22 protein-coding genes are annotated in these 26,118 nt (G+C 70.9%); 2 read left to right on the forward strand and 20 right to left on the reverse strand.

What is annotated here, in order from left to right; genetic code table 11:
- Positions 1 to 108 precede the first annotated feature (108 nt).
- The 4 genes from ACIQAK_RS01310 to ACIQAK_RS01325 are packed head-to-tail and all read right to left on the reverse strand — an operon-like array spanning position 109 to position 3,017.
- Complete coding sequence (locus ACIQAK_RS01310) at positions 109 to 594, reverse strand: GNAT family N-acetyltransferase (protein ID WP_366388355.1); 486 nt, start codon at positions 592 to 594, stop codon at positions 109 to 111.
- The gene (locus ACIQAK_RS01315) at positions 591 to 1,532 is read right to left on the reverse strand and encodes an RluA family pseudouridine synthase (protein WP_366388354.1); all 942 of its coding nucleotides are present in this window, start codon (positions 1,530 to 1,532) and stop codon (positions 591 to 593) included. Before ACIQAK_RS01315 ends, ACIQAK_RS01310 begins: the two co-directional genes overlap by 4 nt.
- 50 nt (positions 1,533 to 1,582) lie before the next feature.
- Complete coding sequence (lspA, locus tag ACIQAK_RS01320) at positions 1,583 to 2,170, reverse strand: signal peptidase II (protein ID WP_366388353.1); 588 nt, start codon at positions 2,168 to 2,170, stop codon at positions 1,583 to 1,585.
- 58 nt (positions 2,171 to 2,228) lie between these two features.
- Positions 2,229 to 3,017: a TraR/DksA C4-type zinc finger protein gene (locus ACIQAK_RS01325; RefSeq protein ID WP_366388352.1), complete on the reverse strand. Its 789-nt coding sequence runs from the start codon at positions 3,015 to 3,017 to the stop codon at positions 2,229 to 2,231.
- A gap of 575 nt (positions 3,018 to 3,592) precedes the next feature.
- On the opposite strand from ACIQAK_RS01325, the gene ileS reads away from it, so the two are divergent.
- Entirely contained in the window at positions 3,593 to 6,736 is a 3,144-nt protein-coding gene (gene ileS, locus ACIQAK_RS01330; protein ID WP_366388351.1) for an isoleucine--tRNA ligase, read from the forward strand.
- Between the two features lie 388 nt (positions 6,737 to 7,124).
- Here the strand turns inward: ileS and ACIQAK_RS01335 are convergent, their stop codons facing one another.
- From ACIQAK_RS01335 to rsmH, 16 genes are all read right to left on the reverse strand, one after another.
- Entirely contained in the window at positions 7,125 to 8,270 is a 1,146-nt protein-coding gene (locus ACIQAK_RS01335) for a DivIVA domain-containing protein (protein WP_366388350.1), read from the reverse strand.
- 49 nt (positions 8,271 to 8,319) lie between these two features.
- Positions 8,320 to 8,604, reverse strand: a complete 285-nt coding sequence (locus ACIQAK_RS01340; protein ID WP_006123846.1) for a YggT family protein — start codon at positions 8,602 to 8,604, stop codon at positions 8,320 to 8,322.
- Positions 8,605 to 8,677: 73 nt separating this feature from the next.
- Positions 8,678 to 9,307, reverse strand: coding sequence for a cell division protein SepF (locus ACIQAK_RS01345; RefSeq protein ID WP_228926830.1), 630 nt, complete (start codon positions 9,305 to 9,307; stop codon positions 8,678 to 8,680).
- A gap of 126 nt (positions 9,308 to 9,433) precedes the next feature.
- The gene (locus ACIQAK_RS01350; RefSeq protein WP_366388349.1) at positions 9,434 to 10,153 is read right to left on the reverse strand and encodes a YggS family pyridoxal phosphate-dependent enzyme; all 720 of its coding nucleotides are present in this window, start codon (positions 10,151 to 10,153) and stop codon (positions 9,434 to 9,436) included.
- A 6-nt stretch (positions 10,154 to 10,159) separates the two neighbouring features.
- Entirely contained in the window at positions 10,160 to 10,900 is a 741-nt protein-coding gene (pgeF, locus tag ACIQAK_RS01355; RefSeq protein WP_366388348.1) for a peptidoglycan editing factor PgeF, read from the reverse strand.
- A complete protein-coding gene (gene ftsZ, locus ACIQAK_RS01360) occupies positions 10,897 to 12,120 on the reverse strand; it encodes a cell division protein FtsZ (protein WP_366388347.1) in 1,224 nt (407 codons plus the stop codon). Before ftsZ ends, pgeF begins: the two co-directional genes overlap by 4 nt.
- Before the next feature lie 276 nt (positions 12,121 to 12,396).
- On the reverse strand, positions 12,397 to 13,191 hold the full coding sequence (locus ACIQAK_RS01365; RefSeq protein WP_366388346.1) for an FtsQ-type POTRA domain-containing protein: 795 nt from the start codon (positions 13,189 to 13,191) through the stop codon (positions 12,397 to 12,399).
- Positions 13,192 to 13,240: 49 nt separating this feature from the next.
- Positions 13,241 to 14,335, reverse strand: coding sequence for an undecaprenyldiphospho-muramoylpentapeptide beta-N-acetylglucosaminyltransferase (gene murG / locus ACIQAK_RS01370; protein ID WP_366388345.1), 1,095 nt, complete (start codon positions 14,333 to 14,335; stop codon positions 13,241 to 13,243).
- A 6-nt stretch (positions 14,336 to 14,341) separates the two neighbouring features.
- Positions 14,342 to 15,670, reverse strand: a complete 1,329-nt coding sequence (ftsW, locus tag ACIQAK_RS01375) for a putative lipid II flippase FtsW (protein ID WP_366388344.1) — start codon at positions 15,668 to 15,670, stop codon at positions 14,342 to 14,344.
- A gap of 75 nt (positions 15,671 to 15,745) precedes the next feature.
- On the reverse strand, positions 15,746 to 17,188 hold the full coding sequence (gene murD / locus ACIQAK_RS01380; RefSeq protein WP_366388343.1) for a UDP-N-acetylmuramoyl-L-alanine--D-glutamate ligase: 1,443 nt from the start codon (positions 17,186 to 17,188) through the stop codon (positions 15,746 to 15,748).
- Positions 17,170 to 18,240, reverse strand: coding sequence for a phospho-N-acetylmuramoyl-pentapeptide-transferase (gene mraY / locus ACIQAK_RS01385; RefSeq protein WP_366388342.1), 1,071 nt, complete (start codon positions 18,238 to 18,240; stop codon positions 17,170 to 17,172). Before mraY ends, murD begins: the two co-directional genes overlap by 19 nt.
- A complete protein-coding gene (gene murF / locus ACIQAK_RS01390) occupies positions 18,237 to 19,658 on the reverse strand; it encodes a UDP-N-acetylmuramoyl-tripeptide--D-alanyl-D-alanine ligase (RefSeq protein ID WP_366388341.1) in 1,422 nt (473 codons plus the stop codon). Before murF ends, mraY begins: the two co-directional genes overlap by 4 nt.
- A gap of 4 nt (positions 19,659 to 19,662) precedes the next feature.
- Complete coding sequence (locus ACIQAK_RS01395; protein ID WP_401362051.1) at positions 19,663 to 21,381, reverse strand: UDP-N-acetylmuramoyl-L-alanyl-D-glutamate--2,6-diaminopimelate ligase; 1,719 nt, start codon at positions 21,379 to 21,381, stop codon at positions 19,663 to 19,665.
- Positions 21,382 to 21,420: 39 nt separating this feature from the next.
- The gene (locus ACIQAK_RS01400) at positions 21,421 to 23,193 is read right to left on the reverse strand and encodes a penicillin-binding protein 2 (protein ID WP_366388611.1); all 1,773 of its coding nucleotides are present in this window, start codon (positions 23,191 to 23,193) and stop codon (positions 21,421 to 21,423) included.
- Between the two features lie 211 nt (positions 23,194 to 23,404).
- Positions 23,405 to 23,965 carry a septum formation initiator gene (locus tag ACIQAK_RS01405; protein ID WP_366388340.1) on the reverse strand — a complete coding sequence of 187 codons (561 nt, stop codon included), beginning with the start codon at positions 23,963 to 23,965 and terminating at the stop codon, positions 23,405 to 23,407.
- Positions 23,966 to 23,984: 19 nt separating this feature from the next.
- Positions 23,985 to 24,950 (reverse strand): 16S rRNA (cytosine(1402)-N(4))-methyltransferase RsmH, encoded by a 966-nt coding sequence (gene rsmH / locus ACIQAK_RS01410; protein WP_366388339.1) that lies wholly within the window; start codon positions 24,948 to 24,950, stop codon positions 23,985 to 23,987.
- Positions 24,951 to 25,365: 415 nt separating this feature from the next.
- Here rsmH and ACIQAK_RS01415 point away from each other — a divergent pair, with 415 nt between their 5' ends.
- Positions 25,366 to 25,929, forward strand: coding sequence for a carbonic anhydrase (locus tag ACIQAK_RS01415; protein WP_366388338.1), 564 nt, complete (start codon positions 25,366 to 25,368; stop codon positions 25,927 to 25,929).
- Positions 25,930 to 26,118 lie beyond the last annotated feature (189 nt).

Consider the following 26,118-nt stretch of genomic DNA (forward strand, 5'->3'; position numbering starts at 1 on the left):
TCCGGCCGGGGTGGGCGGCCGTCAGGGGCCCGGCCGGGGCGACGGCCGAGCGGGCTCCACCCTGCCACGCGCGGTTCCCCAAGCGGACAAGGCCCCCCGCACACGGGGTCAGGCGGACCCGATCCTCCGGCGCATCGCCCGGTGCGCGATGCCCGCGTCCGGGAACTCGGGGCCGTACGCCACATAGCCGAGCCGCTCGTAGAAGCCGAGGGCGTGCGTCTGGGCGTGCAGGTCCACGGCGGCCAGGCCGAGCCCGGCCGCCTCGTCCTCGATGGCGCGCACCAGCGCGGCGCCGACGCCGAGCCCGCGCGCCCGCCGGGTCACCGCGAGCCGCCCCAGCGAGCCGACGGTGAGGTCGCCACCGGCCTTCCCGGCCGCGTCGGCGCCGTGCAGCAGCCGTCCCGTTCCCAGGGCGGTGCCATCCGCCGCGACGGCCAGGACATGCACGGCGGTCGCGTCGTAGGCGTCGTACTCGATCTCCTCGGGCACGTTCTGCTCGCCCACGAAGACTTCCTTGCGCACCTGGAAGCAGGCCGCCAGGTCGCTCTCCTCGACGGCCCTGCCGGTGGTGTAGGGGGGTGGCGCGGCGGTCACTGGCTCTCCGCGGAGATGGTGTCGAGGGCGTGCTGGAGGTCGGCCGGGTAGGTGCTGGAGAACTCCACCCAGCTGCCGTCGCTCGGGTGCTCGAAGCCCAGGCGCACCGCGTGCAGCCACTGCCGGGTCAGCCCGAGCCGCTTGGCCAGGGTCGGGTCGGCGCCGTAGGTCAGGTCGCCGACGCAGGGGTGGCGGTGGGCGGACATGTGGACCCGGATCTGGTGGGTGCGGCCGGTCTCCAGCTTGATGTCCAGGAGGCTGGCGGCGCGGTACGCCTCGATGAGGTCGTAGTGGGTCACCGACGGCTTGCCCTCGGCGGTGACGGCCCACTTGTAGTCGTGGTTGGGGTGGCGCCCGATCGGGGCGTCGATGGTGCCGCTCATCGGGTCCGGGTGGCCCTGGACGAGCGCGTGGTACTTCTTGTCGACGACCCGGTCGCGGAACTGGGCCTTGAGCAGGGTGTACGCGCGCTCGGACTTGGCGACGACCATCAGGCCGGAGGTGCCGACGTCGAGCCGGTGCACGATGCCCTGGCGCTCGGCGGCGCCGGACGTCGAGATGCGGTACCCGGCGGCGGCGAGGCCGCCGATGACGGTGGTGCCGGTCCAGCCGGGGCTGGGGTGGGCCGCGACGCCGACCGGCTTCACGATGACCACGATGTCGTCGTCGTCGTGGACGATCTCCATGCCCTCGACGGGCTCGGCGACGATCTGGACGGGGGCGGGCGCCTGGGGCATCTCGACCTCCAGCCAGGCACCGCCGTGCACGCGCTCGGACTTGCCGGCCACCGAACCGTCCACCTGGACCTTCCCGGCGGCGGCCAGCTCGGCGGCCTTGGTGCGGGAGAAACCGAACATCCTGGAGATGGCGGCGTCGACACGCTCGCCCTCCAGGCCGTCCGGTACGGGCAGGGTGCGGATCTCGGGGTGCGTACTCACCTGTCGAGTATGCCTTGCGCCGGATGCTCGCCGCGCAGGACCGGGTACCCCTAGTCCTTGTGGACGGTGCCGTCGGGGTCCAGGCCCTTGAAGGAGAGGATCACGATGAGGATGCCGCCGCACACGATGGCGGAGTCCGCGAGGTTGAAGACGGCGAAGTGCTTGGGGGCGATGAAGTCGACCACCGCCCCTTCGAACACGCCGGGTGCCCGGAAGATCCGGTCGGTGAGGTTGCCGAGCGCACCGCCCAGGAGCAGCCCCAGGGCGATGGCCCACGGCAGGCTGTAGAGCTTGCGGGCCAGCCGGATGACGACCACGATCACGCCGGCGGCGATGATGGTGAAGATCACCGTGAACGCCTCGCCGAACCCGAACGCGGCGCCCGGGTTGCGCAGCGCCCGGAACTGCAGCCAGTCGCCGATGATGTCGATCGGCGGCTGGTGCTCCAGCTTGGCGACCACGATCATCTTGGTGACCAGGTCCAGCAGGTAGGCGACGACGGAGACGCCGATGAGCGCCAGGATCTTGCGCTTGCCCGTGCCCGCGTTCACCGTGGCGTCGGCGGCGGTGGAGCCGCCGTCCGGGTGCTCGGCCTCGGGATTGTCCGGCGTACCGATGATGCGCTCCGCCTCTGCCACGTGAGTCCCTCAACCTAGGTGCCTGACTGAGGACGAGGGTACGACACACCTGTGCGGGTCAGCCGCGCCGCTCCTGCTTCTGCTTGTCCTCGACGCAGAGGGTGGCGCGGGGAAATGCCTGCATCCGTGCCTTGCCGATCGGTTTGCCGCACACCTCGCAGAGCCCGTAGGTCCCCGCTTCGAGCCGGGCCAGGGCCCGCTCGGTCTGCTCCAGCGTCTCCTGGGCGTGGGCGGCGAGCGACAGCTCGTGCTCGCGGGTGATGTTCTTGGTGCCGGTGTCGGCCTCGTCGTCGCCCGCGCCGTCACCGGAGTCCCGCATCAGCCCGGCGAGCGCCGCGCCCGAGGCCTCCAGCTCGCTGCGCAGCCGCATGATCTCGCTGGTCAGCAGGGTCCGCGCCTCGGTGACCTCCTCCGGGGTCCAGGGGTCCTCCCCGGGCCGTACCGCCAGCTCCCCGGGAGCGGCGGCACGAGCCGGCGGCACCGCGGCCACGTCCTCCGTACCGGCTGCGGGGCGACTCGCGCTCTTCTTGGCTACCACCGTGTGGACTCCCGTCTCCTCGGCGGCCTGAGCCGCCCCCGTGGCCGTATGTGCGGCCGTCTTCGAAGCCTTCTTGGCCGCGCTCTTCTTCGTGGTGCTTTGCTTCGTGGTGCTCTTCTTGGCGGCGGTCTTCTTGGCCGTCGCCTTCTCGGCAGGCGCCTTCTTCGCAGCCGTCTTCCTGGCCGCTGTCTTACTCGCGGGCGCCTTGTCGTCCGCCGCCTCGTCGGCGGTCGCGGACGTCTCGGCCGGTGGCTCGCCGTCGGCCTTCTGCCCGGCCGCGGTCTCTTCCGCCGTCTTCTTCGCCACCATGGCCGCGGCCCCTTCACATATTGTGATCTTGCACGCGAATCGTGCTGGGACGATAAATCGACTCCAGCCCCGCGGCAACGGGGCACGCCGCCGTTTCGCCCCTCTCCATACCCGGTCGTGGCGCGCCTGCATCCGTTGTTCCCAGCTCCCCGCCCGGTAATCCGCCCCGGACGCTCCCGCGCGTCGCCGCCGGCTCCGCACGCCACCGACCGGCCATTCGGGTCACGCCCGGGGCCGGGGTTGAACCGGTCGGCCGTCAGCCGTATGGGCCCGTACACTGGGCGCAGCGAGAGGCATGGACGGGACGAGTAGCGTCGTACGCAGCCAGCAGCGACCCGGGGACAGTGGGAGCCCGGGGGCGAGCGCGTCGTGAAGATCACCCCGGAGCCGCCGGAAGAAAGCCTTGGACCCTGGGCCCCGCCCAGGACCGCCGAGGCGACTAGACCCGGCGTCGCGACCCCAATGAGGGGGCCACGGGCGCACGCGCCCGGGGCCAAGGAGGGTGGTACCGCGGGAGCCGAGACGCTCTCGTCCCTCCGACGGAAGTGGAATACGTCCGCCGGAGGAAGCCGCACATGACATCGCCGCAGTACCGCCAGGTACCCGCCCAGGTCGACCTGCCCGCGCTGGAGCACGCCGTGCTCGACTTCTGGCGCGAGAACAAGGTCTTCGCCAAGAGCCTCGGCCGGTCCGAGGGCCGCCCCGAGTGGGTCTTCTACGAGGGCCCGCCCACCGCCAACGGCATGCCGGGCGCGCACCACATCGAGGCCCGCGTCTTCAAGGACGTCTTCCCGCGCTTCCGCACGATGCAGGGCTACCACGTGGGCCGCAAGGCCGGCTGGGACTGTCACGGCCTGCCGGTCGAGCTCGCGGTGGAGAAGGAGCTGGGCTTCAACGGCAAGAAGGACATCGAGGCGTTCGGCATCGCCGAGTTCAACGCCAAGTGCCGCGAGTCGGTGACCCGGCACACCGACGCGTTCGCCGAGCTCACGACCCGTATGGGGTACTGGGTCGACCTGGACGACGCGTACCGCACGATGGACCCGGAGTACGTGGACTCCGTGTGGTGGTCGCTGAAGGAGATCTTCAACAAGGACCTGCTGGTCCAGGACCACCGCGTCGCCCCCTGGTGCCCGCGCTGCGGCACCGGTCTCTCCGACCACGAGCTGGCCCAGGGGTACGAGACGGTCGTCGACCCCTCGGTCTTCGTCCGCTTCCCCCTCACCTCCGGCCCGCTGGCCGGCGAGGCGGCCCTGCTGGTCTGGACGACCACCCCTTGGACGCTGGTCTCCAACACGGCCGTCGCGGCGCGCCCCGGGGTCCGGTACGTGGTCGCTACGGACGGCGAGGAGAAGCTCGTCGTCGCCGAACCGCTCCTGGAGAAGGCGCTCGGCGAGGGCTGGGAGGTGACCGGCCGGTCGTTCACCGGCGCCGAGATGGAGCGCTGGACCTACGAACGCCCGTTCACCCTGGTGGACTTCCCGGCGGACGCGCACTACGTGGTCAATGCCGAGTACGTCACGACCGAGGACGGTACGGGTCTGGTCCACCAGTCCCCCGCGTTCGGCGCCGACGACCTCCTGGTCTGCCGTGCGTACGGCCTGCCGGTGGTCAACCCGGTCCGCCCGGACGGCACTTTCGAGCAGGACCTGCCGCTGGTCGGCGGGGTCTTCTTCAAGAAGGCCGACGAGGCGCTCACCGCGGACCTGGACGCCCGTGGCAAGCTCTTCCGCCACGTTCCCTACGAGCACAGCTACCCACACTGCTGGCGCTGCCACACGGCGCTGCTCTACTACGCGCAGCCCTCCTGGTACATCAGGACGACCGCGATCAAGGACCGTCTCCTTCAGGAGAACGAGAAGACCAACTGGTTCCCGGACTCGGTCAAGAACGGCCGCTTCGGCGACTGGCTGAACAACAACGTCGACTGGGCGCTCTCCCGCAACCGCTACTGGGGCACGCCGCTGCCGATCTGGCGCTGCGAGGACGACCACCTGACGTGCGTGGGCTCGCGCGCCGAGCTGAGCGAACTGACCGGCAGAGACCAGTCGGAGCTCGACCCCCACCGCCCGTTCATCGACGAGATCACCTTCACCTGCCCGCACGAGAGCTGCCAGCTGGAGGCGTACCGCGTCCCGGAGGTCATCGACGCCTGGTACGACTCGGGTTCGATGCCGTTCGCGCAGTGGGGCTACCCGTACAAGAACAAGGAGATCTTCGAGAGCCGCTACCCGGCGCAGTTCATCTCGGAGGCCATCGACCAGACCCGCGGCTGGTTCTACACGCTGATGGCGGTCGGCACCCTGGTCTTCGACAAGTCGTCCTACGAGAACGTGGTCTGCCTGGGCCACATCCTCGCCGAGGACGGCCGCAAGATGTCCAAGCACCTGGGCAACATCCTCCAGCCGATCCCGCTGATGGACCAGCACGGGGCGGACGCGGTGCGGTGGTTCATGGCGGCGGGCGGCTCCCCGTGGGTGGCGCGGCGCGTGGGCCACGGCACTATCCAGGAGGTCGTCCGCAAGACGCTCCTCACCTACTGGAACACGGTCGCCTTCCAGGCCCTGTACGCACGCACGTCGGGCTGGGCCCCGTCGGCGGCCGACCCGGCCCCGGCGGACCGCACGGTCCTGGACCGCTGGCTGCTGAGCGAACTGAACGCGCTGGTCGACCAGATGACCGCCGCGATGGAGGGGTACGACACCCAGCGCGCCGGCAAGCTGCTCTCGGCGTTCGTCGACGACCTCTCCAACTGGTACGTACGCCGCTCGCGCCGCCGGTTCTGGCAGGGCGACAAGGCGGCGCTGCGCACGCTGCACGAGGTCGTCGAGACGGTGACGCGGCTGATGGCCCCGCTGACCCCGTTCATCACCGAGCGGGTCTGGCAGGACCTGGTCGCGCCGGTCACCCCGGACGCTCCGGAGTCGGTGCACCTGTCCACCTGGCCGAAGGCGGACCTGACGGCGATCGACCCGGCCCTCTCCTCCCAGATGGCGCTGGTGCGCCGCCTGGTCGAGCTGGGCCGGGCCACGCGTGCCGAGTCGGGCGTGAAGACGCGCCAGCCGCTGTCGCGCGCGCTGGTGGCGGCGAGCGGCTTCGAGGGGCTCTCCCCCGAACTGCGCGCACAGATCACGGAGGAGCTGAACGTCACATCGCTCGCCTCGCTCTCCGAGGTGGGCGGCTCGCTGGTCGACACGACGGCGAAGGCGAACTTCCGGGCGCTGGGCAAGCGGTTCGGCAAGGGCGTGCAGGCGGTGGCCAAGGCGGTCGCCGAGGCGGACGCGGCGGCTCTCTCCCTCGCCCTGCGCGAGGGCACGGCGTCGGTGCGGGTGGAGGGCGAGCAGATCACCCTCGCCCCCGACGAGGTCATCATCACGGAGACCCCGCGCGAGGGCTGGTCGGTGGCGTCGGACTCGGGCGCGACGGTGGCCCTGGACCTGGAGATCACCCCCGCACTGCGCCGCGCGGGTCTGGCCCGTGACGCGATCCGCCTGATCCAGGAGGCCCGTAAGAACAGCGGCCTGGACGTGGCGGACCGCATCGCCGTCCGCTGGACCTCGACGTCCCCGGCGACGGTGGAGGCCCTCACGGAGCACACCCCGCTGATCTCCGAGGAGGTGCTCGCCCTGGACTACGCGGAGGGCGAGGCGGACGACACTTACGGCGAGGCGTTCACGGACGAGGGCCTGGCTCTGACGTTCCGCCTGCGCAAGCGGTAACCGGTACGTATGGGAGGGCCCGGCCGGATCCGTTCCGGCCGGGCCCTCCCGCGTACCCACCTCAGGGGCTCCGCCCCCGAACCCCCACGCCTCAATCGCCGGCGAGGCTGAAAGATGTCCTCAAGCGCCGGACGGCTGGATATGTCTCTGCCTCACACGCAGACGACGCCCGGCAAAATCAAGCCCGTCCGGCGCTTGAGGACAGAGGGGGCCCGGGGCGCAGCCCCGGTTTCGGGAAGGGGCGGGTAGGGGACAACGCCCGCCGCAGGCGCCGCCCACCCGCACCCGGCAACCGCTGCCGCCCACGCCAAAGGGCCGGGCCCCGGGGAAACCCCGGGGCCCGGCCCTTCGACTGCCGACGGCTACGCGCTCAGCGAGCGCGAACCGCTCAGTTGTCGTCCTCGTCGATCAGGAACCCACGCATCGGCGACGGCGCCTGCTGCATCGGCTGCGGCGCCTGGGGCCGCACCGGCGCCATCGGCTGCGTCATCGCGGGCGACATCTGCTGCTGCCCGCCGTAGGACGGCGCACCGCCCATGGACTGGCCGCCACCCATCTGCTGGCCGCCATGGCCACCGTGGTTGGAGCTGCCCATGGAGTGACCCATCGCACCCGCACCGGCCGGAGCCAGCGAAGGCGACGGCGGCAGCGAGGCGGCGGCCGGAGTCCGCGGCGGGGCCAGCGAGTCGTCCGCCTGGGTCTCCAGCTGACGCAGCTGGCTCTCCAGGTAGGACTTCAGCCGCGTGCGGTACTCGCGCTCGAAGCCGCGCAGGTCCTCGACCTTACGCTCCAGCGTCGCGCGGGCCGACTCCAGCGAGCCCATCGCCACGCGGTGCTTCTCCTGCGCGTCCCGCTCCAGGGCGTCGGCCTTGGCACGGGCGTCGCGCTCCAGACCCTCGGCACGGCTGCGCGCCTCGCCGACGATCTTGTTGGCCTCGGAACGGGCCTCCGCGATCGCCTGGTCGGCGGTCTGCTGGGCGAGCGAGAGGACACGGGCGGCGCTGTCGCCACCGGGGCTCTGCTGCTGCATCTGCGGCTGCTGCATCTGCTGCATCTGCTGCTGCTGGGGGTGCTGACCCATGGGGCCGCCCATCGGGCCGCCCATGGGACCGCCCTGCATCGGGCCGGGGCCGTGCGGGCCCTGCGGGCCGCCGTGACCACCCTGGGGGCCATGACCGCTGGGGCCGGCAGGCAGCTGCGGAGGGCCACCGGGCAGCTGGGGCGGACCCATCTGCGGGGGCTGCTGCTGCTGCTGCGGCGGTCCCGATATGGCGGCGGGAACGGGCGCACCGGGGCGGTCCTGCTGCTCCGGGGGCTTGCGCATACCCTGCTGCTGTTGCTGCTGCTGGTTCTGCGCGGCGGCGCGCGTCGCGGCGGCCAGCTTGGCGCGCAGGTCCTCGTTCTCACGGAGCAGACGGGTCAGCTCCGATTCGACCTCGTCGAGAAAGGCATCGACCTCGTCCTCGTCATAGCCTTCTCGGAGGCGGACGGTCGTGAACTGCTTGTTCCGCACGTCCTCGGGGGTCAACGGCATCTCTTCTTCACCTCTACGTAGTCGTCGGCAGTCGGCAAGACCGTATCGCTCACAACCTGACCACAACGCTGATCAGGATGTAGACGATGATCATCAGAACGAAGAAGGACAGGTCGAGTGCCACGCCCCCGAGACGCAGCGGCGGAATGAACCGCCGCAGAAGCTTGAGCGGTGGATCGGTGACAGTGTAGGTGGCCTCGAGAACGACCACCATCGCCTTGCCGGGTTGCCATGAACGTGCGAACTGGAAGACGTAGTCCATGACGAGCCGGAAGATCAGCACGATGAGGAAACACATCAGCGCGATATAGACCACATCCAGTGCGACGCCCATGTCCCGCGCTTCCCTCTCCCCTGGCTCTCGTAGCTACCGGCCTCTCGGCCGGGTCGTTCCCGGTGTCGTGTTCTCAGCTCTGGTTGAAGAATCCGCCCTCTGCGATGCGGGCCTTGTCCTCCGCCGTGACATCGACGTTAGCAGGCGACAACAGGAACACCTTCTGCGTCACGCGTTCAATGCTGCCATGGAGCCCGAAGACGAGTCCTGCGGCAAAGTCGACAAGTCGCTTCGCGTCTGTATCGTCCATCTCCGTGAGATTCATGATCACCGGAGTGCCCTCACGGAAGTGTTCCCCGATGGTACGGGCCTCGTTGTAGGTCCTGGGGTGCAGCGTGGTGATGCGGTACGGCTCCCGCTCGGACACGACCTTGGGCATGATCACCGGTGCGTTCTTCTCCATGTTCGGACGTTCAGGTGTGATGGATGCCACGGGGGCGATTCGGGCGGGTCGCCCGCTTTCCGCAGGGAGCTGAACCGGTTCGCGCTGGGCGGGCGGTTGCACCACTCGTACCGGTTCGTCCCTTTCGCGTTCCCGCTCGCGCTCGCGTTCCACCTGGTGCGGGGGCTGGTGCCGCCGCCGGTCGCGCTCAGGCTCCGGCTCAGGTTCGAATTCGTCGTCGGGGTCGAACCCCGGACCGTCGTACCCATCGTCCTCCACGAGGCCGAGGTAGACCGCCATCTTGCGCATCGCGCCGGCCATGCTCCGAGTCCTCCGCTCTGTGGTGGATCGGCATTCGTCACCAAGTGCCCGCGATCCACTGTGGTCCACCCCCTCGTGCTGGGGAATGACCATATTTTCTGCTGTGGTCCGACTTGCTTTGCGACGTTACCCGAGCCCGGGTCGGACTCCGAGTACCGCCGTACCGACGCGTACATGTGTCGCTCCGGCCGCCACAGCGTCCGCCAGGTCCGCACTCATCCCCGCGGAGACCATGGTCGCAGCCGGATGACCGGCGCGCAGGTGGGTGGTGAATTCCATCAGCCGGTCGAAAGCGGCCCGTTGCCTGCCGGCGAACGGTCCGGCCAGCGGCGCCACGGTCATCAGTCCGTCGAGCCGCAGCCCCTCGGCCGCGTCGACCGCGGCCGCCAACTCCTCGATCCCGTCCGGCGCGACCCCGCCGCGCTCCCCGCGCTCGCCGCTCTCGGCGTCGAGGGCGACCTGGATCAGACAGCCGAGCTCGCGCTCCGCGCGGACCGCGGCGGACGAGAGGGCGGCGACCAGCTTGGTCCGGTCCACCGACTGCACGACATCGGCATAACTCGTCACAGACCGAACCTTGTTCGTCTGCAATTGTCCGACGAAGTGCCATGTCAGGGAAAGATCCGCACAAGCGGTGGCCTTCGGTGCCGCGTCCTGGTCACGATTCTCGGCGACATGGCGCACACCGAGCTCGTGCAGGATTCGCACGTCGCTCGCCGGGTAGGTCTTGGTGACCACGATCAGGGTCACTTCCTCGCGCTCGCGGCCGGCCGCGGCGCAGGCGGAGGTGATCCTCTCCTCCACCTGTGCCAGGTTCGCCGCGAGTTGAGCCGTACGGTCCGTCATGCGCTATCAGTCCAACCAGACATATCCGGCGAGCCGCCCGGTGGTGCAGTCGCGGCGGTACGAGAAGTGGTCGCCCGACTCCCGGGTGCAGACCGGCGAACGGTGCAGGTCACCGACCCCGAGTGCGGCGAGCTGGGCATGGACGCCACCGGTGACGTCGACCGCGGGGGTCCCCCAGCTGGTCTCGGACCAGGTGCCCGGGACGGCTTCGGCGACCTCGGCCCGCATCTGCTCCGGCACTTCGTAGCACCGTCCGCAGACGGCCGGTCCGGTGTGCGCGGTGATCCGGGCGGGGCGTGCGCCCAGCGCGGTCATCGCCTCGACCACCGCGGGGACGACTCCGGCGACCAGTCCCGGCCGCCCGGCGTGCGCCGCCCCGACGACTCCGGCGACCGGGTCGACGAGGAGGACGGGGGTGCAGTCGGCGGTCAGTACCGCGAGCGCCAGTCCGCGCCGCGCGGTCACCACCGCGTCCACGGCCGGGATCTCCGCGTCCACGCCCCAGGGTCCGTCGACCACCGCCACGTCCCGGCCGTGCACCTGGTTCATCCAGACGACCGAGGCCGGGTCGAGGCCGAGCCGTCGGGCCGCGCGCTCGCGGTTCGCGCCGACGGCGGCGGGATCGTCACCGACCGCGCCGCCGAGGTTGAGCTCACCGAACGGAGCGGCGCTCACCCCGCCCCACCGGTCGGTGAAGGCGAAGTGAGCGCTGCCCGTGGCGGGTTCCGCCGGAGGTCCGCCTATCACTTCAAGAAGTCCGGTACGTCCAGCTCTTCGGCCTGGGTGTCCTGGTAGGGACGGGCCGGCGGGACGTGCGGCGGAGAGACCGGCGACAGCGGGCTCTCGTTCGAAGCCGACGCGGGGGCGGGCTCGGCCGGGGCCGGGCTCTCCTCGCGCGGCGGCACGGAACCGAGGCCGCCCGACGGGCGGGCGGGCTCGGCGGAGGACCTGGCCGGGGTGGCCGGCTCCTCCCGCTTGTTCGTGCTGGCGCCGAGGGCGCTCTCGCGCCGGGCCGGCGGCTGTCCGCCGTCGAACCCCGCCGCGATCACGGTGACCCGGACCTCGTCACCGAGGGCGTCGTCGATGACGGCACCGAAGATGATGTTGGCCTCGGGGTGTGCCGCCTCGCTCACCAGCTGGGCGGCCTCGTTGATCTCGAAGAGACCGAGGTCGCTGCCGCCGGAGATGGAGAGCAGGACACCGCGGGCGCCGTCGATGGACGCCTCCAGGAGCGGCGAGGAGATCGCCATCTCCGCCGCCGCCACCGCGCGGTCGTCACCGCGCGCCGAGCCGATGCCCATGAGCGCCGATCCGGCCTCGGACATGACCGACTTGACGTCGGCGAAGTCGAGGTTGATCAGACCCGGCGTGGTGATCAGGTCGGTGATGCCCTGGACACCCGACAGCAGCACCTGGTCGGCCGACTTGAAGGCGTCGAGCACGCTGACCTGGCGGTCCGAGATGGACAGCAGGCGGTCGTTGGGGATGACGATGAGGGTGTCGACCTCTTCGCGGAGTTCGGCGATGCCGTCCTCCGCCTGGTTCGCGCGTCGCCGGCCCTCGAAGGTGAACGGGCGGGTGACCACACCGATCGTCAGGGCGCCGAGCGAGCGCGCGATGTTGGCGACGACGGGTGCGCCGCCGGTGCCGGTGCCGCCGCCTTCTCCGGCGGTGACGAAGACCATGTCGGCCCCCTTCAGGACCTCCTCGATCTCCTCACGGTGGTCCTCTGCCGCCTTACGACCGACGGCCGGGTTCGCCCCGGCGCCGAGGCCCCGGGTGAGTTCGCGGCCGACGTCGAGCTTGACGTCGGCGTCGCTCATCAACAGGGCTTGCGCATCCGTGTTGATCGCGATGAACTCGACGCCCTTGAGACCGACCTCGATCATTCGGTTGATGGCATTGACACCACCGCCGCCGACACCGATGACCTTGATGACTGCGAGGTAGTTCTGCGGTGCTGCCACGTCGAAGGCCTCTCGCCTCGAGTTACGTGTCGTCGCTCTGCGGAAGACCCGCGGCGACGACTGATGTCGATGGGGACGGTCCGAACGCCGACCCGAACCCTAACGTTCAACTTTAGGGTTACCAGTGTGTCTGCTTCCTGGACTCTTCCGAACAGGACACTAAGTCGACAAGTGGCGCACGTTCAACGAACACGCCGAACCTCCCGTTTTTCTTTTCACCCTATGTGATCACCCGTAGCGCTGACCAACCAGGGTGCTGGCCAGCACAAATGCACGTCAACTCGCTGATGCCGCAGGGGCGGTGGGAGCACTCACGTCGAAGTGTCCCGCTTTGGGTACCGCCTTCATGAGAGCGGCGAGAACACGCGCCTTCACCGGTCCATCCTCACTACTGCCCCAGGTCACCTGCCGATCACGGGTGAGCCGCAAGGAGATCGCGTCGTACGAGGTGACCCGCACGGCCTCGGTGTCCCTGGCGATACCCCCGGGCAGCTCGCCGGCGACCTGTACCGCTTCCCGCAGCAGCCGGCCGGTGCCGAACCGGCGCAGACTCGCCGACCGGTCCGGCTTCAGCTCCAGCAGCGGTACGCCCTCGGGCGCCCGGTCCACCGTGGCGAAGCGGACGCCCGCCGCGTCCACTTCGATGAACTTCGCACCCTTTTCGACCAGCAGGACCGGCCGGCGTTCGGTCACCTTGAGGCCGATGCCGTGCGGCCAGGACCGTACGACATCCACCGAGTCGATACGCGGCAGCTTCTGGCGCAACCTGGCCTCGATGGCATCGGTGTCCACCGCGATCAGGGGCGCTCCCAGCGGCACCGCGGCAACCGCTTCCACCTCTTCGCGGGTCAGCACGTCCACGCCGGTGGTGGAGACGCGTTCGACCCGGAGCCAGGAGGAGCCGTAGAGCGCCCAGAGCGTGAACGCGGTGAGCAGGGCCGCCGCGACGCCGATCAGGATCAGCAGCGTACGGCGGCCGATCCGGCGCTTCACGGGGCCGATGTGGGGCGGGCGGGCGGGGGTGTCCGCACGCCCCGCTGCGCCGCGCTGGGCGGTCGTCGGTCCGGCCACGCTCGCTCCTTCGCCGGGCCCGGGGCACCCGCCCCGGGCCCGCACCGCCTCACGCCTGGTGGCGGGAGGCAATCGCTTCGTACACCATGCCGACCAGCAGGTCGTCGGCGTCGCGCCGGCCGAACTCGGCCGCGGCGCGGGACATTTCGTACAGCCGGTGGGGGTCCGACAGCACCGGCAGAACGTTGCCCTGCACCCACTCCGGGGTGAGCGCCGCGTCGTCCACCAGCAGGCCGCCGCCGGCGTTGACCACCGGCTGGGCGTTGAGCCGCTGTTCGCCGTTGCCGATGGGCAGCGGGACGTAGGCGGCGGGAAGCCCGACGGCGGAGAGTTCGGCGACGGTCATCGCGCCCGCGCGGCAGAGCATCATGTCGGCCGCGGCGTACGCGAGGTCCATCCGGTCCACGTACGGTACCGGGATGTAGGGCGGCATCCCGGGCATGTTGTCGATCCGCGGCAATTCGTTCTTCGGACCGACCACATGGAGGATCTGGATCCCGGAGCGCTGGAGCAGCGGCGCGACCCGCTGGACCACCTCGTTGAGGTGGCGCGCGCCCTGTGAGCCGCCGGAGACCAGCAGCGTGGGCAGGTTGGGGTCGAGGCCGAAGGAGGCGCGGGCCTCCGGACGGACCCGGGCGCGGTCCAGGGTGGCGATGGTGCGGCGCAGCGGGATGCCGATGTAGCGGGCGCCGCGCAGCTTGCTGTCCGGCGTGGAGACGGCGACCCCGTGGGCGTACCGCGAGCCGATCTTGTTGGCGAGGCCCGGACGGGCGTTGGCCTCGTGGACGACGATGGGTACCCCGACGCGCTTGGCGGCGAGGTAGCCGGGCAGCGCGACGTAACCGCCGAAGCCGACCACGCAGTCCGCCTTCGTGCGCTCCAGGATCTGCTCGGCGGCCTTGATGGTGCCGCGCAGCCGGCCCGGGACGGTGATCAGCTCGGGAGTGGGCTTACGGGGCAGCGGTACGGCGGGGATGAGGGCGAGCTCGTACCCCCGCTCGGGTACGAGCCTGGTCTCCAGGCCGCGTTCCGTGCCGAGGGCAGTGATTCCCATGGCCGGGTCCTGCCTGCGCAGGGCGTCTGCGAGGGCAAGCGCGGGCTCGATGTGTCCGGCGGTCCCCCCGCCGGCGAGTACGACATGCACCGAAATTCACCGCTCTCCGGACGAACGCTTCTTGACGCGCCGTCTCATCGTCTTCCATCTCACCCCGGGCCTCCGCATGGCCAGGGCCGCCTTCGCGGCGGGATCGTCCCGCGCGAAGGCGATCATGAGCCCGACCGCGAACATCGTCGGCAGCAGGGCGGACCCGCCGTAGGAGAACAGCGGGAGCGGGACACCGGCGATCGGCAACAGGCCGAGCACCGCACCGATGTTGATCACGGCCTGGGCCATGATCCAGGTGGTCACGCCTCCCGCGGCAAACCTGACGAAGGGGTCCTCCGTGCGTCCGGCCACGCGGATACCCGCATAGCCTAGAGCCGCGAACAGGGCGAGCACGGACAGCGTCCCCGCCAACCCCAGTTCCTCACCGGTGATGGCGAAGATGAAGTCGGTGTGAGGTTCCGGGAGTTGACCCCATTTTTCCACACTCGCACCCAGCCCGGAACCGAACCATCCGCCGGACGCCAGCGCGTAGATTCCGTGGGCGGCCTGCCAGCAGCCGCCCTCCGGGTCGGGTTCGCTGACGCCCATGCAGGAGAGCCGGGACATCCGGTTGGGGCTGGACCAGATCAGCACGAACACCATGACGGCGGCGAAGCCGAGCACCCCGGCGAAGAGCCGGGTCGGGGCGCCGGCCAGCCAGAGCAGGCCGAACAGGATCGCCGTGAGAATGATCGCGGTTCCCATGTCGCCGCCGAGCATGATCAGCCCGAGCAGCATGAAGGCGACCGGGACGAGCGGCACGAGCATGTGCTTCCACTGCGTCAGCAACCGCTTGTCCTGTTTGCGGGCGAGCAGGTCGGCGCCCCACAGGATGAGCGCGAGCTTGCCGAACTCGCTGGGCTGGATCTGGAACGGGCCGCCCAGGTAGAGCCAGTTCTGGTTGCCGTTGACCGACATCCCTATCCCCGGCACCTGGACCAGGACCATCAGGAAGACGGTGACCATGAGCATCGGGTAGGCCAGTGCGCGGTGGAGCTTGACCGGCATCCGGGAGGCGACCAGCATCAGCGCGCCCCCGATGACGGCGGCGACGAACTGCTTCCCGAAGAAGTACGTCGACGACTTGTCGATGCTCAGCGCCTTGATCATCGAGGCGGAGTACACCATCACCAGGCCCAGCACGGTGATCAGGAGGCTGGAGCCGAGGATCACGTAGTAGGCGGTCAGGGGCCGGTCCCAGGCCCGGCGTGCCCGCTCGTAGAAGCGCCGTACGCCGCCGCCGCGCGGAATGCGGGGAGCCGGGGAGCCGCGTCCCGCGCCACGGGGCGGCGCCGGCCGGCGGCTGCGTACGGCGGAGCTCTTCTCGGCCGGCATTGTCGCTGTCCCCTCCACTGCTCGTGCCCGGGGGCGGTGCCGGGGCCGGGACCCTCGGGCGCTGGGGCCCGTCTCTCAGGCGCTCTCTTCGGCGCGTGCGCGGACCGCGTCCGCGAACGCCTCGCCCCGCTTGTTGTAGTTGGTGAACATGTCCATCGAGGCGCAGGCCGGGGCCAGCAGTACCGTATCGCCCGGCCGGGCGAGCCGGGCGGCGTGCTCGACCGCCTCGGACATCGCCCCAGTGTCGGTCCGGTCGAGGTCGACCACCGGGACTTCGGGGGCGTGTCGCGTGAGGGCTTCACGGATCAGCGCGCGGTCGGCGCCCATCAGCACGACTCCGCGCAGCCGCTTCGCCGCACCGGTGACCAGCTCGTCGAAGGTGGCGCCCTTGGCGAGTCCGCCCGCGATCCAGACGATGGAGTCGTAGGCGGCGAGGGAGGCCTCGGTGGCGTGGGTGTTGGTGGCCTTGGAGTCGTCGACGTAGGCGACTTCGCCGATGTCCGCGACGTGTTCGATGCGGTGGGCGTCCGGCCGGAAGGCGCGCAGCCCGTCGCGGACGGCGGCCGGCTCCACGCCGAAGGCGCGGGCGAGGGCGGCCGCGGCGAGCGCGTTGGCGATGTTGTGCGGGGCCGACGGGTTGACGTCGGCGACCTCGGCGAGTTCCTGGGCCTGCTTCTGGCGGTTCGCCACGAAGGCCCGGTCGACGAGGATGCCGTCGACCACCCCGAGCTGCGAGGGGCCGGGGGCTCCGAGGGTGAAGCCGATGGCGCGGCAGCCCTCCTCGACGTCGGCCTCGCGGACCAGTTCCTCGGTGGCGGGGTCGGCCACGTTGTAGACGCAGGCCACCGTGTTGCCCTCGTAGACCCGGCCCTTGTCGGCGGCGTACGCCTCCATCGAGCCGTGCCAGTCGAGGTGGTCCGGAGCCAGGTTGAGGACGGCGGCGGAATGGGCGCGCAGGGAGGGCGCCCAGTGCAGCTGGTAGCTGGAGAGCTCGACGGCGAGGACGTCGTACTCCTGCTCGCCGAGCACCGCGTCCAGCAGCGATACGCCGATGTTGCCGACCGGCGCGGTGCGCAGGCCCGCCGCCTGAAGGATCGAGGCCAGCATCCGTACGGTGGTGGTCTTGCCGTTGGTGCCGGTGACGGCGAGCCAGGGGGCGGCCGGGCGGCCGTTGGTGCCGCGCAGCCGCCAGGCGAGTTCGACGTCGCCCCAGATGTCGACGCCCGCCTCGGCGGCAGCCAGGAAGAGCGGCTTGTCCGGCTGCCAGCCGGGGGCGGTGACGACGAGTTCCGTGGACGGCGGCAGGGTGGCGCCGTCGCCGAGGCGCACGGTGATGCCGAGCGCCTCCAGTTCGGCCGCCTGCGCGCGGGCGCGTGCGTCGTCGCCGTCGTCGACGACGGTGACGCGTGCGCCGCGCTCGTGCAGGACGCGGGCCGCGGGGATGCCGCTGACGCCGAGTCCGGCCACGGTGACGTGCTTGCCCTGCCAGTCCACGGTGCTCACTTCTTGGCTGCCCATCCCGCATAGAAGAGGCCGAGGCCGACGATCACGCACATGCCCTGGATGATCCAGAAGCGGACCACGACAAGGACCTCGGACCACCCCTTGAGTTCGAAGTGGTGCTGGAGGGGTGCCATCCGGAAGACCCGCTTACCGGTCATCTTGAACGAACCGACCTGGATGACCACGGACATGGTGATCATCACGAAGAGGCCGCCGAGGATGGCGAGCAGGAACTCGGTGCGGGAGGCGATCGCCAGACCCGCGAGCGCGCCGCCGAGCGCGAGCGAACCGGTGTCACCCATGAAGATCTTGGCGGGTGAGGTGTTCCACCACAGGAACCCGAAGCAGGCGCCCATCAGGGCGGAGGCGACGACGGCGAGGTCGAGCGGGTCGCGTACCTCGAAGCAGGCGCTGGGGTTGGTCAGGGTGGCCGCGTTGGCGCAGGACTCCTGGAACTGCCAGAGGCCGATGAAGGTGTAGGCGCCGAAGACCATCACCGACGCGCCGGTGGCCAGTCCGTCCAGGCCGTCCGTGAGGTTCACGCCGTTGGACATGGCCAGGATCATGAACAGCGCCCAGACGCAGAACAGCACCGGGCCGATCGACCAGCCGAAGTCCTCGACGAACGAGAGCCGGGTGGAGGCCGGGGTGTAGCCGTTGGAGTTGGGGAACTGGAGCGAGAGCACCGCGAAGGCGATGCCGACGATCAGCTGTCCGGCCATCTTCGCCTTGGCCCGCAGACCCAGCGAACGCTGCTTGACGATCTTGATGTAGTCGTCGAGGAAGCCGACGAGCCCCATCCCGGCCATCAGGAACAGCACGAGCACACCGGAGTAGCGGATGTCCTCGCCGGTGATCACCTTCGCAAGGAGGTACGCGATGATCGTCGCCAGGATGAAGGCGATGCCGCCCATCGTGGGCGTGCCCTTCTTGCTGCCGTGCGTGCGCGGGCCGTCGTCCCGGATGAACTGCCCGTATCCCTTGCGGGCCAGCAGCTTGATCAGCAGCGGGGTCCCGACCAGGGTCAGGAAGAGCCCGATGGCCCCCGCGAAGAGGATCTGCCTCATCGGCCGGCGACCTCGCCCTCGGTCGAGTTCTCCAGCAGTGCCTGGGCGACCTTCTCCAGGCCGACCGACCGGGACGCCTTCACCAGCACGACGTCTCCCGGGCGCAGTTCACTGCGCAACAGGTCGACGGCCGCCTGCGCGTCGGACACGTGCACCGACTCCTCACCCCACGAACCCTCGTTATATGCGCCCAGTTGCAGCCAGGAGGCTTCTCTCCCCCCGACAGCGACGAGCTTGCTGACGTTGAGCCGGACGGCGAGCCGTCCGACCGCGTCGTGCTCGGCGAGCGACGCGTCACCGAGCTCGGCCATCTGACCGAGCACCGCCCAGGTGCGTCCCCCCTCGGCCGCTCGGGCCTGCCCCATGGCGGCCAGCGCACGCAGCGCGGCTCGCATGGATTCGGGGTTCGCGTTGTAGGCGTCGTTGACGACCGTCACACCGTCCCCGCGCTCGGTGACCTCCATACGCCAGCGGGAGAGGGTGCCCGCCTCCGAGAGCGCCTCGGCGATCTTGGTCACGGACATGCCCAACTCATGGGCGACGGCGGCCGCGGCGAGCGCGTTCGACACGTGGTGCTCACCGTACAGGCGCAAGGTCACGTCGCTGCACCCGGTGGGTGTGTGGAGCTCGAACGCGGGCCGCCCGTCGGGGGTCATCCGGACCTTCTCGCCCCGTACGTCCGCATCCGGGGCTTCTCCGAAGCGCAGAACCCGGGCCCTGGTGCGCGAGGCCATCGCGGCGACGAGGTGGTCGTCGGCGTTGAGCACGGCGCAGCCGTCCTCGGGGAGCGCCTCGACCATCTCGCCCTTGGCCTGGGCGATCGCCTCGCGGCTGCCGAACTCCCCGAGGTGGGCGGAGCCGACGTTGAGGACCAGGCCGATGCGGGGCGGGGTGAGTTCGGCGAGGTAGCGGATGTGGCCGATGCCGCGGGCGCCCATCTCCAGGACCAGGTGCTCGGTCTCGGGGGTGGCGCGCAGGGCGGTGAGGGGCAGGCCGATCTCGTTGTTGAGCGAGCCCGGCGTCCAGACCGTGGGGGCCTTGTGCTGGAGGAGCTGGGCGATCAGGTCCTTGGTGGACGTCTTGCCCGCGGAGCCGGTGAGCGCGACGACGGCGGTGCCGAGGCGTTCGACGACGGTACGGGCGAGCGCGCCGAGCGCGCCGACGACGTCGTCCACGACGATCGCCGGGACGCCGACGGGGCGGGCGGCCAGGACGGCTGCCGCGCCCGCCGCCACGGCGCGCTGCGCGTAGTCGTGGCCGTCCACGCGTTCGCCGGCGAACGCGGCGAACAGGCTGCCGGGTTCGACCTCGCGGGAGTCGATGACGACGGGCCCGGTGACGGTGACTGCCGGGTCCGGTATGTCGTGCGGCTGCCCGCCGACGATTTCCGCGATCTCGGCGAGGGAAAGGGTGATCACTTGGTCATCCCTGACTGTTGTTCTCGTGATGAGGGGCACGGTCCGCGGCGCCGGTGCGCCCCAGGGACCGCTCGATGGCGTCGTGCAGGACCTTGCGGTCGTCGAAGGGGCGTACGACTCCGTGGATGTCCTGGCCCTGCTCGTGGCCCTTGCCCGCGACGAGGACGGTGTCGCCCGGTTCGGCGCGGGCGACCGCGGCGGCGATGGCCGAGGCCCGGTCGGCGTCGACCAGGACGTCGCCGCGTTCGTGGACGGGGACTTCGGCGGCGCCGGAGAGCATCGCGGAGAGGATCGCCAGCGGGTCCTCGGAGCGGGGGTTGTCGGAGGTCAGTACGGCGGTGTCGGCGAGGCGGGCCGCGGCGGCGCCCATCGGGCCGCGCTTGGTGGTGTCGCGGTCGCCGCCGCAGCCGAGGACGATGTGCACCCTGCCTTCGGTGACCTTCTGCAGGGAGCGCAGTACGGACTCGACGGCGTCGGTCTTGTGCGCGTAGTCGACGACGGCGAGGTACGGCTGGCCGGCGTCCACCCGCTCCAGGCGGCCCGGGACGCCGGGGACGGCCGCGATGCCGTCGGCGGCGGTCTGCGGGTCGACGTCCGCGACGGCCAGGGTGACGATCGCGGCGAGGGTGTTGGCGACGTTGAACGGACCGGGCAGCGGGGCGCGGGCGGCGATCCGCTCGCCCTTCGGGCCGACGGCGGTGAAGGTGCTGTCCTGCGGTCCCACCTCGACGTCCTCGGCGTGCCAGTCGGCGTCCGGGTGGCCCTCGGCGGAGAAGGTGGTGACCGGGACGCCGGACTCGGTGATGAGCCTGCGCCCGTACTCGTCGTCGAAGTTGACCACGCCTCGGTGGCTGCGCTCCGGGGTGAAGAGCTGGGCCTTGGCCTGGAAGTAGTCCTCCATGCCGGAGTGGAACTCCATGTGCTCCGGGCTGAGGTTGTTGAAGACGGCGACGTCGAAGACGCAGCCGTCGACCCGGCCGAGCACGAGGGCGTGGCTGGAGACCTCCATGGCGACGGCCTCGACGCCGCGTTCGCGCATGACGGCGAACAGGGCCTGGAGGTCGGTGGCTTCGGGGGTGGTGCGCTCGGACTTGATGCGCTCGTCACCGATGCGCATCTCGACGGTGCCGATGAGTCCGGTGGCCCGGCCCGCGGCGCGCAGTCCGCCTTCGACCAGGTACGCGGTGGTGGTCTTGCCGGAGGTTCCGGTGATGCCGATCTGGAGCAGGCCGATGCCGGGCCGCCCGTAGATGTCCGCGGCCAGCTCGCCCATGACGGAGCGCGGGTCCTCGGCGAGAAGGACCGGCAGGCCGGTGGCGGTGGCGCGTTCGGCACCCGTCGGGTCGGTGAGGACGGCGACGGCGCCCAGGCCCGCGGCCTGGGCCGCGAAGTCGGCACCGTGGAGGCGGGCGCCGGGCAGGGCCGCGTACACGTCTCCGGGGCGCACGGCGCGCGAGTCGTGGGTGATGCCGGTGACGTCACCGGTCCCGGCCGCTTCGACGCCGAGCCGCTCGGCCAGCTCGCCGAGGGGGGTGGGCCGGAGCCGGTCCGGTCGGGGCGCTCCCGGGTAGGTCACAGGCGCGTCCTTCTGGGTGGTTTGGGACTGATCAGCGTGGGGCACGGCGGTGAGCGTACCGGGCCGGTGCGGGCTCTTGCGAAGCGAGGGACCGGGTCGGAGGAAGTTCTCGTTCCGGTTCCCGGGGTCGGGGGTGATGGTTGTCACTGAGGGTTCCCTTGGGGAGATGCTCGCGCATCCCCGTGTTCACTCGCCGGGTTTGAAGGACACCGGCAGCCGGGGCGGCTTGCTGCCGGACGGTGGGATCTGGAGCGTCTTGAGCGCGAACTCCATGACCTGCTTGTAGATCGGACCGCAGATCTGGCCGCCGAAGTAGCTTCCGCTGGTGGGGTTCTGGATCGCGCAGTAGACGGTGATCTGCGGATCGTCGGCCGGGGCGAAGCCGGCGAAGGAGGCGGTGTAGCCCTTGTAGAAGCCGCGGACCGGGTCGACCCGGTTGGCGGTACCGGTCTTGCCGGCGACGCGGTAGCCGGGGATGGCGGCCTTGGTGCCGGTGCCCTCCTGGTCGTCGACGACGGATTCCAGCATGGTGGCCAGGGTCTTGGCGGTCTTCTCGCTGACCACCCGGTTCTCCTCGGGTTCCTCCGCGGCGGTGAAGCGGCCGTCGGCGCCCTTGGTGCCGCGTACGAGGGTGGGTGCGATCCGGACTCCGCCGTTGGCGATGGTGGAGTAGACCGAGGCGGCCTGGACGGCGTTGAGCGAGAGGCCCTGGCCGAAGGGGATCGTGTACTGCTGCGAGGTCGACCAGCTCCTGGGGTGGGCCAGCAGGCCCGGTGACTCGCCGGGGTAGCCGAGCCCGGTCTTGCTGCCGAGGCCGAATTTGCGCAGGTAGGAGTAGAGGACCTGGTTGGACTCGGCCTGGTTCCCGCCGAGCTGACCGGTCGCCAGGATGGTGCCGATGTTGCTGGACTTGGCGAGGACCCCGTTGAGCGTGAGGTACCAGGTGGGGTGGTCGATGTCGTCCTTGAACAGCCGGTCGCCGCGGTGCAGCCGGTTGGGGACGGTGACGTGGGTGCCGGGCGTGGCGACCTTCTCCTCCAGCACGGCGGCCATGGACATCACCTTGCTGGTGGAGCCGGGCTCGTACACGTCCTGGAGGGCCGCGTTGCCGAGGGAGGCCGAGGTGGCCTGGGAGAGGTCATTGGGGTCGTAGCCGGGCGCGTTGGCCATCGCCAGCAGCTCGCCGGTCCGCGTGTTCTGCACGATGACGTAGCCGCGGTCGGCCTTGGACTTCTCGACCTGGTCGCTGATGGCCTTCTGCGCGGCCCACTGGATGTCGCGGTCGATGGTCAGCTCGATGTCGGAGCCGGGCACGGCCGGGACCTCACTGCTGCCCGCGGTGGGGACGCGGCGGCCGCCGGCCTGGGCGTAGCGGATCTTGCCGTCCTCGCCCGCGAGCTCCTTGTCCAGCTGTGATTCGAGTCCGCCGCCGCCCTTGCCGTCGGCGCTGACGAATCCCAGTATCCCGGCCGCGAGGTCCCCGTTGGGGTAGACCCGCTTGGTGGTGGGCTCCTGGAGGACCCCGGCCAGGACGTCGGCGCCCGCGCCGCCGTTCAGCCTGTCCTCGGATGCCTTCTCGGCGAAGACGGCCTTGAGGTCCTTGATCTGCTTCCAGACCTGGGGGGTCTGGCGGTACGCGAGCACGGTGTAGCGGCTCTTGGGGGTCGAGAGCTTCTCGACGAGCTCGTCGACGTCCTTGCCGAGGATCGGGGCGAGCAGGGCGGCGGCCTGCTGGGGCGCGTCGGGGGCCTTGCTGTCCTCGGGCGTGAACATCTTCGGGTCGGCCGTGATGTTGTGCGCGTCGACGCTGGTGGCGAGGGCGACGCCCCCGCGGTCGGTGATCTCCCCGCGCTCGGCCGCGACCGTGTACTCCAGGTAGCGGTTCTTCTCGGCCTTGGCCGCGTACGCGGTGGCGTCGACGGCCTGGACCTGGAGCAGCCGGGCCACGAAGAGCAGCATGACCAGCGTCAGCCCGAGGCTGACCAGCCGGAGCCGGGGGCGCGGGCTGCCCAGGCGCAGGGACCGGGGTGCGCGCCCGCGCGCGGTGGTGCGCCCGGCGCCGGGGCGGGGCCGGCGGACCGGGGGGCGCGCGCCGGAGCGGCCGTCGGCCCCGGTGCGGGGGCGCGCCGGGCCGGGTACGCGGCGGCGCGGCGGTTCCTTGGGCACTGCGTCACCTGCCGGGGGTGGTCGGGGGCTGGGGTGCCGGGGTGTTCTCCGCGGCGGGGGCGGTGGCGCCCTGGACCCCGGGCTCCGCGGGGGCGCCCGGAGCGGGGCTCGCGGAGCCGAAGGGGTCCGCTCCCTCGGCCTGGGCTCCGCCCTCGGGCGTCGGCTCGGGGCTGGGGGTGGGGCTGGGCGGCGGGGCGGTGGCCGTCGCGGGGACTCCGCGGACCGTGCCGTCCGGGTTGAGGAAGGCGGGGCTGCCGCCGGGGACCATGCCGAGTTCCCGGGCGCGGCGCTCCAGGGCGCCGGGCTGGGAGTAGCTGTCGACGTCGCGCTGGAGGGCCTGCTGCTCGTCGGTGAGTTCGGTGGTGTCCCGCTTGAGCTCGCTGAGCCTGAACGATCCTTCGTTGAGCGCGGAGTTCAGCAGGAGCAGGGTGATGAGTCCGCCGCCCAGGAGGAGCACGACCAGCAGCACGAACGGGGTGCGGGCCGCGCTGCTGGGTCCCGCGGACGGCATCAGCCGGGCGAGCCGTCCGGCCCGCCCCTTCAGCGGTGCGCCCGGCCTGCTCACCGCGTGCCCCCCGTGGTGCTCATCGCTCGTCCTCCCGGATGCGCTGGGCACCGCGGAGCCGGGCGGGGGCGGCGCGCCGGTTCTCGGCGATCTCCTCCTCGGTGGGCAGCTCGGCGCCCCGGGTGAGCAGCTTCAGTCGGGGCTGGTAGCGCTCGGGGACGACGGGCAGACCGGGGGGCGCGGTGTTGGCGGCACCGGCCGCGAAGACCTGCTTGACCAGCCGGTCCTCCAGCGAGTGGTAGGACAGGACGGCGATCCGGCCGCCGACCGCGAGGCTCCGCACCGCCGCCGGAACGGCCTGCTCCAGGACGCTCAGCTCGCCGTTGACCTCGATGCGCAGGGCCTGGAAGGTCCGCTTGGCCGGGTTGCCGCCGGTGCGCTTGGCGGCCTGCGGCAGGGAGTCGCGGATCAGCTCGACGAGCCGGGCGCTGTTGCTGAACGGCTCCTTCTCGCGCTCGCGCACGACGGCGGAGACGATCCGCTTGGCCTGCTTCTCCTCGCCGTACGCGCGCAGGATCCGCACGAGTTCGCCGGGCGGGTAGGTGTTGAGCACCTCGGCGGCGCCGATGCCGGTGGACTGGTCCATGCGCATGTCGAGCGGGGCGTCCTGGGCGTACGCGAAACCTCGGTCGGCCTCGTCGAGCTGCATGGAGGAGACGCCGAGGTCGAAGAGGACGCCCTGGACCTTGGGGAGGCCGAGCCGGGCGAGTACGTCGGGGAGTTCGTCGTAGACGGCGTGGACGAGGGTGGCGCGGTCGCCGTAAGGGGCGAGCCGCTCGCCGGAGAGGCGCAGGGCCTCCTTGTCGCGGTCCAGCGCGATCAGCCGGGCGGTGGGGAAGGCTTCGAGGAGCGCCTCGCTGTGGCCGCCGAGGCCGAGGGTGCAGTCGACGACCACGGGCTCCGGATGGGCCTGGTCCCGCAGAGCCGGGGCCAACAGGTCCAGACACCGCTGGAGCATCACCGGGACGTGTCGGGTCTGGCTCAATGCGCCCTCTCAGGCTCTGTCCCGCGCGGCCGGTACGTACGTCCTGGTCCCCGCCCGCTCCGAAGGGGAGGTCCGCCGGCGCCGGGGAAGGGGCGTCGGCCGACCGGGAGCGGGAGAGGGCCGGGCCGCACGTACGCCGCACATCACGGGGGAAAAACGGAATATGCAGGAGGTGCAGGGTGTGCGGAGTGGGGTGGTGCGGGTTCAGGGTGGTGACTTCGCGTTACTTTAGTCCACCCGGCCATCCGATCAACGAACCGGGCAGCGAGTCGCGCCACCCGTCCGGAAGCGGCGACCTCATCCGAACGGGCGCGTTCCCTGGTGCTTGTGGGTTAGCTCACACCAAGCCGCGTTGACGTTTTTTGTCCGCTCCCACAGCACGCCCCGGCCGGGCGGGAAGGTTAACGTCGTAGCCATGTCGACTTCTGCTCACTCCCCCGCACAGTCCGCGACATCGACCGCCGCGGCGGTCCGCGAGAGGGGCCAGGTGACCGATCAGCTGGTCGAGGCGAACGCCCGGTACGCGGAGGACTTCCGCGATCCCGGTATGGACGCCAAGCCGGTCCTCCAGGTCGCCGTGGTCGCCTGCATGGACGCCCGCCTCGACCTCCACTCCGCGCTGGGCCTCGAACTCGGCGACTGCCACACCATCCGCAACGCGGGCGGTGTCGTCACCGACGACGTGATCCGCTCGCTCACCATCAGCCAGCGGGCGCTCGGCACCCGCAGCATCATCCTCATCCACCACACGGGCTGCGGCCTCGAATCCCTCACCGAGGAGTTCCGGCAGGACCTGGAGCGCGAGGTCGGCCAGCGGCCGGTCTGGGCGGTGGAGGCCTACACGGACGCCGACCAGGACGTACGCCAGTCGATGCAGCGGGTGAAGACCTCGCCGTTCCTCCTGCACACCGACGACGTGCGCGGTTTCGTCTTCGACGTGACCACCGGTCTGCTCCGCGAGATCCAGCCCGCTTCCTGACCTTCCGCCCCCGCCCGTTTCCGCGGTCCGCTCCTCGGCCCACCGCGCGAAACCCGGCAGAGACCGACATATCGCACCCAGTTGTCCACAGGCGAGTGACACGAAGCGGTAACGGCAACAAGAATGCGGGTGTGACCTCCCCCGGGCCTTCCGGCGGAGTGTCCGTGTTTCGGGGTGGGCCGGGCGGGT

The organism is Streptomyces sp. NPDC088706 (assembly GCF_044752765.1).
Classification (GTDB): Bacteria; Actinomycetota; Actinomycetes; order Streptomycetales; family Streptomycetaceae; genus Streptomyces.